This is a genomic window from Acidovorax radicis, from assembly GCF_020510705.1.
In the GTDB taxonomy this organism is placed as follows: domain Bacteria; phylum Pseudomonadota; class Gammaproteobacteria; order Burkholderiales; family Burkholderiaceae_C; genus Acidovorax; species Acidovorax radicis_A.
In genome coordinates, this window is record NZ_CP075184.1 from 933,038 (window position 1) to 947,331 (window position 14,294).

Below are 14,294 nucleotides of genomic sequence, written 5' to 3' on the forward strand. Positions count from 1 at the left end.
GTAGCATTTGCAACCCACAGACCGCCATCTGCCGCAGGGCAGCGGGGGCGTGTGACCTTTGGTCTCCATCTTTTTCCTATGCACCCTCAGCGCCTTCTCGCCGACATCGGCGGCACCAATATCCGCCTGGCCTGGCAGATCGAGCCGGGCGGCCCTTTGAACGACACGCGCGTGTTGCCGTGCGCGCAGTTCCCCACCGTGGACGCGGCGCTGTCGGCCTATCTGAAAGAGGTGGGCGTGCCCACGCCGCGCGAGGCGGCGTTCGGCATTGCCAACCCCGTCACGGGCGATGCCATCCGCATGACCAACCACAGCTGGAGCTTCTCGCAGCGCGCGGTGCGCGAGGCGTTTGGTTTCGAGCGGTTGGTGGTCATCAACGACTTCACCGCGCTGGCACTGGCGCTGCCCCTGCTCACGCCCGACCTGCTGCGCCCCGTGGGTGGCGGCGAGGCCGTGTCGGGGGCTGCGATTGCGTTGCTGGGCCCGGGCACGGGGCTGGGCGTGTCGGGGCTGGTGTTTCCGCCGGGCTCCAGCAGCGGAGTGCCTTTGTCAGGCGAGGGCGGGCATGTGTCGCTGGCGGCGCAGACGCAGCGCGAATTTGATGTGCTGGCCATCCTGCAAGAGCGCTACGGCCACGTGTCGGCCGAGCGCGCCGTGTCGGGCGCCGGGCTGGTGGACCTGTACCACGCGCTGCGCAGGCTCGCGCAGCGTGGCGGCAAGGAGGTCAGCTCGGCCGCTCAGGTGACCGAGCTGGCGCTGCAGTCCAACGATGCTTTGGCGCTGGAGGCGCTGGACCTGTTCTGCGGCTTTCTGGGCAGCGTGGCGGGCAACCTGGCCCTTACCCTGGGCGCGCGCGGCGGCGTGTTCATTGGCGGCGGCATGGTGCCGCGTCTGGGCACGTGGTTCGACAAATCCTCGTTCCGCGCACGGTTCGAGTCCAAGGGCCGCTTTCAGCCCTACCTTGCGTCCATCCCGTGCTGGATCATCGACCCCAGCGCCACCCCGGCACTGTATGGCGCATCGCGTGCGCTGGACATCGCCGGCACGGAGTAGGCGCCGTGGCGAGCCCCCCGCCCCCCGCTTTGCGGCCCCTGGGCATGCACCATGTGGCCCTCATCGCATCCGACTACGCCCGCTCCAAACGTTTCTACACCGAGGTTCTGGGTCTGCCCGTGGTGCACGAGCAATACCGCGCCGAGCGCCAGTCTTACAAGCTGGACCTGCAGTTGCCCGACGGTACGCAGCTTGAGTTGTTCTCTTTCCCCTCGCCCCCCGCACGCCCCTCGTTCCCCGAGGCCTGCGGGCTGCGCCACCTGGCGCTGCGTGTGGCCGATATGGCGGCGAGTCTGCGCTTGCTGGCTGCCCATGGCGTGGTGGCCGAGCCCGTGCGAACCGATCCGGTGACGGGCGCGTCTTTCACGTTCATCGCCGACCCAGATGGCTTGCCGATTGAATTGGTGGGGCCGGTGCCTGGCCCCTGACCTGTGCCGTCGGTCCATAAAAAAAGGCCCCGAGGGGCCTTTCACCTTGTTGTCAGGCATGCTGTCTGGCGGCGATGGGCCGCCAGCAGCCGTCTGATCTGGCCGCAAGGCCCATCACATCTCTTCACTCCAGCAATGTCCGTCCCGCGCGATCATGGCGCTCGCGGCACGGGGCCCCCAGGTGCCGGCCGGGTAGAGGCGTGGGCCCGCCGCGTCATCTTTCCAATGTTGAAGAATGGGCTCGACCCAGCGCCAGGCTTCTTCCTGCTCGTCGCTGCGCACAAACAGGTTCAGGCGGCCGGCAATCACATCCAGCAGCAGACGCTCGTAGGCGCCCACGCGTTCGGCGCCAAAGCGCTGGTCGAAGTCCAGGTTCAAATGCACTTGCGACAGGGCCGGTTCGGCCTGGTGCTGGGCGGCGCCCTGGGCCATCAGGTGCAGCTCCAGCCCGTCCTTGGGCTGCAGGTTGATCACCAACCGGTTGGCTGCGCCTGCTGGCGTCTTGAAGATGGGGTGGGGCACGGGCCGGAAGTTGACGACGATGTGCGCGTCGCGCCCCGCCAGCCGTTTGCCGGTGCGGATATAGAACGGCACGCCCGCCCAGCGCCAGTTGGAAATCTCGGTGCGCAGCGCCACAAAGGTTTCGGTGGTGCTGTGTGGGGCCACCCCTTTTTCCTGCGCGTAGCCGGGCACCGGCTGGCCCTGGTGGTTGCCTGCGGCGTATTGCCCGCGAATCACATGCTGGCCGATGGTCTCCGGCGTCCAGGGCTTGAGCGACTGCAGCACCTTGAGCTTTTCGTCGCGGATGGCGTTGGCGCTGGAGCTGATCGGTGGCTCCATGCCAATGGCACACAACAACTGCAGTGCGTGGTTCTGCACCATGTCGCGCAGCGCACCGGTCTGGTCGTAGAAGGCGCCGCGTGTCTCCACGCCCAGCTCTTCGGCAATGGTGATCTGGATGTTGGCGATGTTCTCGCGCCGCCACAGGGGTTCGAACAAGGCGTTGCCAAAGCGCAATGCAAACAGGTTCTGCACCGATGGCTTGCCCAGGTAGTGGTCGATGCGAAAGACCTGTTCTTCCTTGAGCACACGGCGCAGGGTGTCATTGATGGCCTGGTTCGATGCGAGGTCGTGGCCCAGGGGTTTCTCCAGCACCACGCGCGTGGTGGGGCCGTTCAGACCCACTGCGGCGATTTGTTCACACACATTGGTGAACAGGCTGGGTGCGGTGGCGACATACATCACCACCGATTCGGCGCCACGCTCGCGCAGCATGTCGGCCAGGCGCGCGTAGTCCTGTGTTTGCGACAGGTCCATGCGCAGGTAATGCAGCAGTGCGCCAAAACGCTCGAACTCGTCCGGGGTGGGGCGCTTGGCCAGTTCCACACTGTCAAACCGAGACTGGATGAGGCTGCGGTATTGTTCGTCGCTCAGATCATCGCGGGCCACGGCAATGATGCGACCGCCTTGCGGGAGCGTGCCATGGCGGAACGCCTGAAACAATGCGGGCATGAGTTTGCGCCACGCCAGGTCACCAGTGCCGCCAAACAGGACGAGGTCAAAACTCATGGTGTCTCCGTGATGTAGGGATCATTTTATTGCGTGAAATTGTAATCACGTTACATGGGTTTTGGGCTATTTTTAAGGCGCTAATGCCTTTTGTCACCAGAAAAAACACGAAGCGCCCGTGTTATTTGTGTAATCAAGTTACTGATCAAGTTACTATCTCGGCGCGTTTCAACTTACCGCCGACATGCCAACCATGCCTACCCGTTGCGACCAGACTGATCCTTGGCCTCTTTTGCAGGCCCATTTCACCGCCCGGGGGCGCACCCTGGACATACGCGATGCCTTTGCCGAAGACGCTGACCGTTTCGCCCATTTTTGCCAGGCGGCACCCCACGTGTTTGCGGATCTTTCCAAAAACCTGTGGGATCGTGAGACCGAAACGTTGTTGCTTGATCTGGCGCGTGCCTGTGGTCTGGCGCAGCACCGCGATGCGATGTTTGCAGGGCAGGCCATCAACGCCACCGAACACCGTGCCGTGCTGCACACCTTGCTACGCCGCCCGGCCGGGTTGGTGCTGCCCGGTGATGTGGCAGAGACGCCGCAGCGTCTGGCCGATGTGCACACCACCCTCGATGCCATGCTGGTGTATGCCGACGCCGTGCGGGCGGACGACACCATCACCGATGTGGTGAACATCGGCATCGGTGGTTCAGACCTGGGGCCCCACATGGCCGTGCTGGCGCTGGAGGCATCTCGCATGCCCACCAAGCGGCTGCATTTTGTGTCGAATGTGGATGGCCATGAGCTGCATACGGTGCTCAAGACGCTGCGGCCCGAAAGCACCTTGTTCCTTGTCGCATCCAAGACTTTCACCACCACGGAAACCATGACCAACGCCCGCTCGGCACTGGCCTGGTTTGCCGCAGGAGGGGGGCACAACGTGGGGCGCCATTTTGTGGCGCTCACCACGAATGTCGACGCAGCGCAGGCGCTGGGCATCACCACCACCTTTGGTTTTTGGGACTGGGTCGGCGGGCGGTATTCGCTGTGGTCGGCCATTGGCCTGCCCTTGGCGATCTCGATTGGTTCCGCCGGTTTCAGGGATCTGCTGGCCGGCGCGCATGCGATGGACGAACACTTTCGCACGGCGCCCCTCGCGCAGAACCTGCCGGTACGCCTGGGCTTGCTCGATGTCTGGTACCGCAACTTTCACGGCTTCACCACCCGCTGCATCGCGCCCTACCATGCGGCGCTGCGGCGGCTGCCTGCCTACCTGCAGCAGTTGGAGATGGAGAGCAATGGCAAGCGGGTTGCGCTCGATGGCCAACCTCTGGCCGTCGCCACATCGCCCGTGTTGTGGGGTGAGCCTGGCACGAATGGCCAGCATGCGTTTTTCCAGATGCTGCACCAGGGCACGGACGTGATTCCGCTGGAGGTGATTGCGGTGCGCCAGCCCACGCACCCGCTGCCGGGGCACCACCACAAGCTGCTGGCGAATGCGCTGGCGCAGGCGCAGGCACTGATGGAGGGTCAACGCAGCGACGACGGCCACCGGCACTTTCCGGGCAACCGGCCCAGCACCTTTTTGCTGCTTGAATCCCTCACGCCCGCATCGCTGGGGGCGCTGATTGCATTGCAGGAGCACCGCGTGTTCGTGAGTGGCTGCCTGTGGGGCATCAACAGCTTTGACCAGTGGGGTGTGGAGCTGGGCAAGGTGCTGGCCAGGAATCTGGAGGAGCGGCTGGAGTCGGGCGACGTGGCGGGGCTCGATGCCTCCACAGCGGGCCTGCTGGCGCGACTGCGCAGCATGTGATCGTCTCTGCGAACAATCACAACCCATCGTCAACAGACACACCCGACACCCCCGCTCTGAAACCCGGCGCATCCCTTGCCGGTGACTGCAGGCGTGACATTCTTGAGGGCAGAGACCAACCCATGACAGCATCGCAGCCTGATTTCCGGTCGCCCGATTTCTTGCGTGGCCATATCCGCCAGACCATGGCGTTCTACGACCCCGTCGCCACCGATCCCTCGGGGGGCATGTACCACTTCTTTCTGGACGATGGCACTGTCTATGACGAACGCACGCGCCACCTGGTCAGCGCGACACGGTTTGTGGTGACCCATGCGCTGCTGTGGCAAGTGACCGGCGAAGCGCCCTACCGCGAGCGCATGGCGCATGCCGTCCGATTCTTGCGCACCGCATTTCTCGACCCCGCCACCGGTGGCTATGCGTGGTTGATCGACTGGCACCAGGGGCGTGCGACGGTGCTGGACGCCACGCGGCATTGCTACGGCATGGCGTTTGTCATGCTGGCGTATGCGCGTGCGCACGAAGCCGGTTTGCCCGAAGCGCGGCAATGGCTGGCCGAAGCGTTCGACACCGCGGAGCGCCATTTCTGGCAGCCAGCCGCAGGCCTGTATGCCGACGAGGCAACGCCCGCGTGGGTGCTGTCAGGCTACCGGGGGCAGAACGCCAACATGCATGCCTGTGAAGCCCTGATGGCCGCGTTTCGCGCCACGGGCGAGCAGCGCTACCTGCAGCGCGCCGAGCAGTTGGCCCACGGCGTTTGCCAGAAGCAGGCGGCGCTCACCCAGGGCCGGGTGGGGTGGATCTGGGAGCACTTTCGCAGCGATTGGTCGCTTGACTGGGACTACAACCGCCACGACCGGACCAACATCTTTCGGCCCTGGGGGTTTCAGATCGGCCACCAGACCGAGTGGGCCAAGCTGCTGCTGCAACTCGATGCGCTGGCCCCCGCCGACTGGCATGCACCGTGTGCGCGATTCCTGTTTGATGAGGCGTTGACCGTTGGGTGGGATGCCAAGCACGGCGGCATTTACTACGGCATGGCGCCCGATGGCAGCATCTGCGACGACGGCAAATACCACTGGGTGCAGGCCGAGAGCATGGCAGCGGCTGCCTTGCTGGCACTGCATACTGGCGAGTCGCGTTATGGGGACTGGTATGACCGCATCTGGGCGTATTGCTGGCAGCACTTCGTGGACCACGAGCACGGTGCTTGGTTCCGCATCCTGGATGGCCGCAACCTCAACCACACCCGCGAAAAGAGCAACGCGGGCAAGGTCGACTACCACAACATGGGGGCATGCTTTGATGTGTTGGCGGCCCTGCAATGGCGTGGGGCCGGGTTTTGAAGCCTTTTAGGCCTCTAGCGATTGATGGGCAAGCGTGAGCAGCTATCAATTTTGATAATTACGCCACACCCATGGGGAAGAAGTTCACGGGCAGACCGGCGACTTCCACGCGCGCGCTGAACAGCGAGCCTGCCGGAGTCGGTGCCTCCAGCTCTGCCTGCGGCCGCCCACTGCGTGCCGACGTGACATAAAGCGTGCACAGGTCGTCCCCGCCAAAACACACCATCGTGGGGCATTCGACGGGCGTGGTCATGCGCTGCAGCACGCTGCCGCTGGGGGAGAGTTGCAGCACGCAGGCCCCTTCGTACATGGCGACCCAGTAGTTGCCCTGCACGTCCACCGCCGCGCCGTCAGGCCGCCCCCCGTAAGGCTTGCCATCTACCTTGCGCTCAAATTGCACCCACGGCTGGCGGTGGGTGATAGTGCCGGTTTGCGCATTGAACGCAAACTGGTCGATGCGGTGTTCGGGGGTGTTGGACCAATACATGAACCGGTCGTCGGGGCTGAACGCCAGGCCATTGGCGGTGAAGTTGTCGCCCGCCATGCACTCCACCGCGTAACCACCGTGCGCCAGCGCTTCCAGCCGCCACAGCGCAGCGTCGGGATGGGTGCGGGGCGTCACGACCGAGCCTGCCCAGAAGCGCCCCTGGCTGTCGCAGCGGCCGTCATTCAGACGCAGTCTGTGGGGGTCATGCCATGCTACTGGCAGCAACGCCAGGCATTGCAGCGCGCCCGTGGTGGTGTTGAGAAAATAGAAACCATCACGTAACCCGATTACAAGCCCGCCGCCCGCAACAGGGGCGCAACAGGCGGGCTCGCTGGGGGTAGGCCACTGCAGGTGAAGCCCGGTGGCGGGATCCCAGGCATGGACCCTGAAGCCCTGTATATCACACCAGTAAAGGCGCTTTTCGAGAGGGTGCCAGAAGGGCGATTCGCCCAACTCGGAGGGCGGTAGCGGCAATGGCTGGAAGGTCATGGATTGATGTGATTCGGTTATCGAGTTACATTCTAGGGCCTCAGATTCAGGTTTGCCAGCAGGCCAAACCCCACCCACCGATGGAGCATTCCCCATGCACTCAGTCGTAGCGCGCGTGACGGCGCGCATCATTCAGCGCAGTGCGCCCACCCGCTCGGCCTACCTTGCCGGCGTGGACGCCATGATTCACCGCAAACCAGCACAAGACCGCATGGGTTGTGCCAACCTGGCGCATGCATACGCTGCCTTGCCGGGCGCCGAGAAATTCAAGATCGCCGTGGAGAAGGCGCCCACTATTGGCGTGGTGACGGCCTACAACGACATGTTGTCGGCCCACCAGCCGTACCACAGCTTCCCTGCGCTGTTGCGCGACGAAGCGGCGCGGCACAACGCCACGGTGCAGGTCGCCGGCGGCGTGCCCGCCATGTGTGATGGTGTCACGCAGGGCACGCCGGGCATGGAGCTGTCCTTGTTCTCGCGCGATGTCATCGCCATGGCCACTGCGGTGGCGCTGTCCCACGATGTGTTTGATGGTGCACTGCTGCTGGGGGTGTGCGACAAGATCGTGCCGGGCCTGCTGATTGGCGCGCTGCACTATGGGCATCTGCCCTGCGTTTTTGTGCCTGCCGGGCCCATGGGCACGGGCCTGTCGAACAAGGACAAATCCAAGGTGCGCGAGCAATATGCGCAAGGCTTGGTGGGCCGCGACGAGTTGCTCAAGGCCGAATCCGCCGCGTACCACAGCCCCGGCACCTGCACCTTCTACGGCACGGCCAACAGCAACCAGATGCTGCTCGAAGCGATGGGCCTGCACGTGCCGGGCGCGGCCTTTGCGCCGCCGGGCTCCGAAGAGCGCGAAGCCTTCACCCGGCAGGCGGTGCGCACGGTGCTGGACATCGGCAAACGTGGCCAGCGCTTTACCCCCATTGGTCATTTGGTGAATGAGCACTGCATCGTCAACGCCATGGTGGCGTTGCTCGCAACGGGCGGCTCCACCAACCACCTGATTCACTGGGTGGCCATTGCACGCAGCGCCGGCATCCTGATCGACTGGACGGATTTCGACGAGCTCTCGGCGGCGGTGCCGCTGCTCGCCCGCGTTTATCCCAATGGCGATGCCGATGTGAATCAGTTTGAGGCCGCAGGCGGGCCCCCATGGATTTTGCGCGAGCTGTTGAACAATGGCCTGATGCATCCCGACGTGCTCAGTGTGAATGCAGGCGGCATTGCCGCCGGGGGGCAGAGTGCCCCGGCCGTGTCGGGTGATGCCTCCGTGCTGCGGCCGGTGAGCCAGCCGTTTTCTGCCACCGGTGGCCTTCGCCTCTTGCAAGGGCGCCTTGGCCGCGCGGTGATCAAAGTGTCGGCCGTGCCCGATGACCGGCATGTGATCGAAGCGCCCGCTCGTGTTTTTGACTCGCAGGAGGCGTTGCTTGCCGCGTTCAGCGCGGGCGATGTGCAGCAGGATATGGTGGCGGTGGTGCGGTTCCAGGGCCCGCAGGCCAATGGCATGCCCGAGTTGCACAAGCTCACGCCCCCCCTGGCCGTGCTGCAGAACCAGGGTTTCAAGGTGGCGCTGGTCACCGATGGCCGCATGAGCGGTGCGTCTGGCAAGGTGCCGGCGGCCATCCACGTCACGCCCGAAGCGCTCGCTGGTGGGCCACTGGCGCTGGTGCGCGACGGTGACATCGTGCGGGTCGACGCTGTGGCCGGCAGACTGGACGTCCTGGTCGATGAGGCCGAATGGGCCGCACGCACACCGGCGCCCCACACACCGGCCTCCCAAACCGGCTTTGGCCGTGAACTTTTCACTAACTTTCGCCGCAACGCTGGCGGTGCTGAACAAGGAGCCTGCACATGGCTGTAAACCCACCTGGCGCAACCGCCATGAATCCGCTAGACATCGCCAGCCACGGGCCGGTGATTCCCGTCATCGTGATTGACCGTCTGCAGGACGCGTTGCCCTTGGCGCAAGCGCTGTTGGCCGGGGGGGTGAAGGTGTTGGAGGTGACGCTGCGCACCGCAGCCGGCCTGCCAGCAATTGAAGCCATTGCGCGCCATTTGCCCGAAGCCGTGGTGGGCGTGGGCACCGTGCTCAATGCCGATGACGCACGCCGCGCCAGCGAAGCCGGTGCCCGCTTTGCGGTGAGCCCTGGCTACACCTCTGAAGTCGGCAGCGCCTGCAAGAGCCTGCACCTGCCCCTGTTGCCTGGCGTGTCCACGTCCAGCGAAATCATGAGGGCGCTGGCCGATGGTTTCTCGTTCCTGAAGCTGTTCCCTGCTGAAGCCGTGGGTGGCATCCCGCTGCTCAAGTCGTGGGCGAGTCCCTTTGGCCAGGTGAGCTTTTGCCCCACAGGGGGCATCAACACGACCACGGCACCCCGATACCTTGAATTGCCCAACGTGCGTTGCGTGGGGGGGTCATGGCTCACGCCGGCGCAAGCCGTGCGAGAAGGCAATTGGGCGCATATCACCCAGCTCGCGCGCGAAACCCACGCCTTGCGCGCCGCCTGAGTGAAGGCTGATGAGGTGACGGGTCAGGCCCTGCGGGCCCGCTCGCCACTTCACAGCTTGAGCTTGGTGCGGCCTTGGCGCGCAGGTTTCGCCGAGGGTGCGGCAAAGCCTGCGTTCATCCGCTCCATCCATAAAAGGCTGTCCATCTGCGCCCAAAAGTGCCGCAGATAGTCTGGCGAGAGCGTGCGCATCAGGTTCAAAGAGCGCAACATGAGTTTGTGCGAATTGAGCGGCCCCGCGTTTTCAGGCCCAGCGTGCAAGGCCTGTGTCACCTGCTTTTCTGCTGAAATTTTCGACCAGACCTCGCTGAATTGGCGCACGCTGCGCAGGTCGGACATGCTCTGCGTACCATCCACCAGCGCTTGGTTGGCATCGGCGCGCGCGCGTGTGTTCAAGTCACGATTGAGCTGGGACAAGCCGTTCTCTGCGGGGGGCTTCGGTGCGTGGTTCTGTGCGTGGTTTGGTGCGGCCTGGAGCGTGCGGGCGTCATGTTGGTACGCGACAAGCGCTTCGTGCAGCTTGCGCTCCAGCAGCACTTGCACGGCCGCCGGTTGCAAGCGCATTCTGCGATCCAGTGTTTCGAGGTAGCGAAAACGCACAGGATCGTGTTGATGAGCGCCTTCGGACCGCAAGGACTCCAGCGTTGAGTCACTCATGGGGCGTGGTAGTGTTTGAATTTTTCAGGTGGGCAGCTTTGGGCACCGGCGCCATCTCGACGCGGCGGTTTTTTGCGCGTCCATGCTCATCCACGTTGTCCGCCACGGGTTGTTCCGCGCCAAAAGCCGCTGCAAACACCTGGGAGGACGGCATGCCCACGTCAATCAGTGCGCGGGCCACGGTCAGTGCCCGTTGTGCCGACAACTCCAGGTTGTCCGCGAAGCGCTGATTGGGGCCGCGCAGCAAGGTGGTATTGTCGGTGAAGCCGCTCACCATCAGCATCTCGTCGCGTTCGCGCAGATAGACCTGCAAAGGCGGCACCAGGCTCTCCAGCAGTTGGCGGCCTTCAGCGCGAAGGTCTGCGGAGCCCGTGGAAAACAACACGCTGCCACTGATGCCGATGCGGCCATTGTTGACAGTCACTCGGCCGCTGGCCAGTGGGATCGCGAGCGCCTTTTCGAGCGCCATCCTGCGCTTTTCCTCCATCTGGCGCTTTTCGACTTCCTGCTTCAAACTGGCCACCAGGTCGATCTGTACCACCAGAACGCCCACCAGGATGAGCACAAAAGCGCCCAGCAGGCCCGCCATGAGGTCACCGAAAACGGCCCACACCGGGGCGGTCTGTTCGGTGGCATCGTCCAGTGTGTCGTCCATGCCGGTCATGCGGAAATCTCTTGCGGCCGCGCGCCTGCCCGCTCATGAAGCCGTTGCAGGTCCTCGACAATGCCTCTTTGGGACGAGATGCTCAGATCGATGACTTCGCGCGCCTGCGCAACGTAATACGCCAGTTGTTCATCGCTGCGGGCCATCGCCTGGCTGAGGGTGTTCTCCACGCCCGAGAGGCCTTCCACAAGCTTGTGGTTGCTGGCGCTGAACAGCGCAACGCCGTGGCTGAATGACTCGCCCAGGCTGGCCAACTCCACGGCGCTGGCGCTGACGTGCGCGGCCACGCCATCCATCTGCGTCGTCTGCGCATCCAGCAAGTGGGCGAATTGCTGGCCGGCCTGCTCCAGCACAGACGCAGCCGATGCGACCAGCGACTCGATGGCCGCGCGTTGCTGCAGCGTGGCCGTGTTCACCGAGTGCAGCAGGGTGCCCATCTGCTCTGTGATGGCCGTGCGTTCCGACAACGCCGCGTTGTCGCGTTCGCTCAGCTGTGCCATTTCCTGGCGCAACTGGGTGATGACACCTGCTGCGGCCTGTGGCACCTCGGAGGCGGTTTGCAGCATGCGGGTGAGCGGCTCTTCAAGGGCAGCGCCGAGAGTGGCCAGATGCGTGGCGACCGCGCCTTGCAAGGCATCCAGCCGTTCGATGGCGGCCTGGCCGCGCGTGGCCTCTGCGTCTCGCAGTGCGGACAGCTCCGTGCGCCACACCCCCGCCAGCGCATCCATGCGCTGGCCTTGTGCCTGCTCCCATTGGGTTTCGGCCTGCATGCGGGCGCGCATCAGGGCATCGGTCTGCTCGGTCCAGCGGGCCGCACTGCCCAGCACCTGGGCCATCTGCTCGCTGATACCTTGGGTGATTCGGGTGGCAGCGTCTTCGAGTGCGACGCCCACACCGCGCTGCTGCTGCGCGGCTTGTGCACCCACACGCTCCCACTGCGTGCAAAGCGCGCTGGCTGTTTCCTGCATGGACTGGCTCCAACCTTGCAGGCGCTGCTGGTCTGCCGCGAGCTGGGTGGTGTGCGATTGCGCCACCGTTTCCTGCAAAGACACCAGCAGCGCGGCGGAGCGCTGCTCCAGCGTTTGCATCACCGACTGCAGGGTGTCGTCGATTTTTACCAGCAGCGTGTCCTGGGCCTGCGTATGGCGCTGCAGTGCGGTAGCCCATGTATCGGCCACTTGGTGTGCCATGGTTTCCCATTGGGATGACAGTGCGTGCATCTGCACGTTGGTGGCATCGCGCAGCCGTTCGTGTGCGCTCTGTGATTCTTGCGCCAGCGCCAACATGGCTTGCTCGACCACGGGCCGGATGGTCTCTCCCGCCTGGCGCGCGCTGTGATGCAGGCTGTCTTGCAACGATGTCCCCACGGCGCTGGCCAGGTCGGTATACGCCGACGAGGTGTCGCGATGAAACGCCTGTTGCTGGGCCAGCATTTGTTCACCCAGCTGCTTGTTGCGAAGTTCCAGGCCTTCTGCCAGGCCCTGCAGGCGCTCGGCGATCAGCGGCATGGCCTGCGCTTGCGCTTGCAGTGCGTGGAACATCTCATCGCGTCGGTGTGCCGACGAGAACGACCGGAAAGCCGTGGGAATGGCTGCATCGAGCAGGCGCACGGCTTGCAGCCGCTCGCTGCGACCCAGGGCCGACAGCAGGCCGAGCATGGCCGATCCCGCCACACCTGCCACCGATGTGCCGAACGACAGGCCCAACCCCTTGATAGGGGCTGCCAGTGCGGCACGGATCGATTCAAGGCTGGACGAGGACTCCAGGGCGAACACCGCGCCATTGAACGTCACCACCATGCCAAGAAAAGTGCCCAGCATGCCCAGCATCACGAGCAATCCCACCAGATACGGGGTCAGGGTGGGGCCCGGCAACGCAACACGTTCGCCCTCGATGCGCTGGCGCACGGGGTGGCGCAGGGCGGGGTGCAAGCGTGCGAGCCATTCTTCCAGATCCGCGACGGGTCCTGAGGTGCCGACAGGCAGTGCCGCGATCAAGGATGCCGTCGCTGCACGGAACCGCAGCAACTCATAGGCGCCCACCACGTAGACGCCCCCCATCACAAACGTCATGGTCAACGCCAGCGGGCTGGTTCCCCAAAAACCCCAGCCTACCCAAAGGATCACCGCCAGGCCGGCCCCGAAGATGGCCGCCATCAAACTTCTGTTCATCCTGTTAACCCGTTCTTTTCGTTGTGGGCCGCTTCCAGCAGGCCCATGATCGGTTGAAGGCGCACCTGCATTTCTGCCAGCAGCAACGCCTGTGAATCCTGCTCGAACGCCCACAGCCAGCCGCCCGCTTTGCGCCATCGTTGCGGTTCATCGGCTTGCCCGGAGCGCTCCAGTGCTTGCTCATGCTCGCTGCGCCGGGCCGCGAGGCGTTTTTCCAATTGGGTCGGCAGCAATGCCCACAGCCGCTGCTCGCGTTCGCCCAGCAGCTGTTCCATGACCGCATCCAGCGCCGCCAGTTGCCTGAGTGTGTGGCTACCCCTGGAGAGGCAGGCGCGTATCTGCGTGCGCAGACCATTCAGTTTGATCTCCATCTGCTTTTGCAAGGCGAGATAACGCGGCGCGAGCGCCGCAAAATCAGCCCCTGCGCTGGGATCGGGCTCTGCAATGGGAGTGTTGTCGGCCCGTTCACGCACCGGCCGCAGCGGCGTGGCAGGGGCTCGAATGAGGTCCATCACTTCGGCCCTGGTCGATTGAAACGCCTTGTCGAGTAACTGCACGTCTGGCATGCCGCCCAGGCCTGGCCGAGCCACTGGCAGCGATTCGATGGCGTGTAACGCCCGGCTGAGCTTGACCGCGCCGACCGTTCCCAGCCAATGGCCCAGTTGCTCGGCCGTGTCGAACGGCTGCGCACGGGCACGCTCCGCCTCGTTCCACTGCTGAAGCAGAGCCACAAGTCGTGTGCTGTTGAGAGAAGAGGAGGAGTGGTGCAGGGACATCCCGTTGGGGCCAATGACAGCCTTGTGTCGCACCTCGTAAAGGGTGAACCAGGGGCAATAGGCCCCGACAGGCAAAGCCCGCTATTTTCGCAGGAATGCCGGGGTGAACCGGCTGGCTACAGGTGCGTTGCAGTTGTTACAGCTGCGGCAGAGGGCAGTGCTGCGTGCGTGACAGACCAGGAGTGCGCATCGTGCGCTACCGGCGCCCGATGTTCGCGGCATGAAGTGATGGTGTGCGGGCACCGTCTGGCATGGTCATGGCGTGGGGCTCGCGCTGCAGACGCCGCATGCGATGGAGCCATGGATTGTCAGGCGTGGCGTTGTGCCGGACATCAGGTCGGGGCCACGCGACCGGTCATCGCTGATGACTGTGGACAGGTGGCCTGCAAAG

12 protein-coding genes are annotated in these 14,294 nt (G+C 64.4%); 6 read left to right on the forward strand and 6 right to left on the reverse strand.

Going from position 1 to position 14,294, the window contains the following annotated elements:
- Positions 1-78: 78 nt before the first annotated feature.
- Positions 79-1,053 carry a glucokinase gene (gene glk, locus KI609_RS04165; RefSeq protein ID WP_226447412.1) on the forward strand — a complete coding sequence of 325 codons (975 nt, stop codon included), beginning with the start codon at positions 79-81 and terminating at the stop codon, positions 1,051-1,053.
- Between the two features lie 44 nt (positions 1,054-1,097).
- On the forward strand, positions 1,098-1,481 hold the full coding sequence (locus KI609_RS04170; protein WP_226450178.1) for a VOC family protein: 384 nt from the start codon (positions 1,098-1,100) through the stop codon (positions 1,479-1,481).
- 114 nt (positions 1,482-1,595) lie between these two features.
- On the opposite strand, the gene zwf is transcribed toward KI609_RS04170, so the two are convergent.
- Positions 1,596-3,050, reverse strand: a complete 1,455-nt coding sequence (gene zwf, locus KI609_RS04175; RefSeq protein WP_226447414.1) for a glucose-6-phosphate dehydrogenase — start codon at positions 3,048-3,050, stop codon at positions 1,596-1,598.
- A 193-nt stretch (positions 3,051-3,243) separates the two neighbouring features.
- Here zwf and pgi point away from each other — a divergent pair, with 193 nt between their 5' ends.
- Positions 3,244-4,803 (forward strand): glucose-6-phosphate isomerase, encoded by a 1,560-nt coding sequence (pgi, locus tag KI609_RS04180; RefSeq protein WP_226447416.1) that lies wholly within the window; start codon positions 3,244-3,246, stop codon positions 4,801-4,803.
- 122 nt (positions 4,804-4,925) lie between these two features.
- A complete protein-coding gene (locus tag KI609_RS04185; RefSeq protein ID WP_226447418.1) occupies positions 4,926-6,149 on the forward strand; it encodes an AGE family epimerase/isomerase in 1,224 nt (407 codons plus the stop codon).
- A gap of 58 nt (positions 6,150-6,207) precedes the next feature.
- Here the strand turns inward: KI609_RS04185 and KI609_RS04190 are convergent, their stop codons facing one another.
- On the reverse strand, positions 6,208-7,125 hold the full coding sequence (locus tag KI609_RS04190; RefSeq protein WP_226447420.1) for an SMP-30/gluconolactonase/LRE family protein: 918 nt from the start codon (positions 7,123-7,125) through the stop codon (positions 6,208-6,210).
- 94 nt (positions 7,126-7,219) lie between these two features.
- Here KI609_RS04190 and edd point away from each other — a divergent pair, with 94 nt between their 5' ends.
- A complete protein-coding gene (edd, locus tag KI609_RS04195; protein WP_226447422.1) occupies positions 7,220-8,989 on the forward strand; it encodes a phosphogluconate dehydratase in 1,770 nt (589 codons plus the stop codon).
- A complete protein-coding gene (gene eda / locus KI609_RS04200; RefSeq protein WP_226447424.1) occupies positions 8,980-9,636 on the forward strand; it encodes a bifunctional 4-hydroxy-2-oxoglutarate aldolase/2-dehydro-3-deoxy-phosphogluconate aldolase in 657 nt (218 codons plus the stop codon). Before edd ends, eda begins: the two co-directional genes overlap by 10 nt.
- 50 nt (positions 9,637-9,686) lie before the next feature.
- On the opposite strand, the gene KI609_RS04205 is transcribed toward eda, so the two are convergent.
- Genes KI609_RS04205 through KI609_RS04220 form a run of 4 tightly spaced genes read right to left on the reverse strand, consistent with a single transcriptional unit; the run spans position 9,687 to position 13,903 of the window.
- Positions 9,687-10,292: a DUF2894 domain-containing protein gene (locus KI609_RS04205; protein WP_226447425.1), complete on the reverse strand. Its 606-nt coding sequence runs from the start codon at positions 10,290-10,292 to the stop codon at positions 9,687-9,689.
- Positions 10,285-10,956, reverse strand: coding sequence for an OmpA family protein (locus KI609_RS04210; protein ID WP_226447426.1), 672 nt, complete (start codon positions 10,954-10,956; stop codon positions 10,285-10,287). The genes KI609_RS04205 and KI609_RS04210 overlap by 8 nt, the downstream gene beginning before the upstream one ends.
- Positions 10,953-13,127 carry a DUF802 domain-containing protein gene (locus tag KI609_RS04215; RefSeq protein WP_226447427.1) on the reverse strand — a complete coding sequence of 725 codons (2,175 nt, stop codon included), beginning with the start codon at positions 13,125-13,127 and terminating at the stop codon, positions 10,953-10,955. The genes KI609_RS04210 and KI609_RS04215 overlap by 4 nt, the downstream gene beginning before the upstream one ends.
- Complete coding sequence (locus tag KI609_RS04220) at positions 13,124-13,903, reverse strand: DUF3348 family protein (RefSeq protein WP_226447428.1); 780 nt, start codon at positions 13,901-13,903, stop codon at positions 13,124-13,126. Before KI609_RS04220 ends, KI609_RS04215 begins: the two co-directional genes overlap by 4 nt.
- Positions 13,904-14,294: the final 391 nt, after the last annotated feature.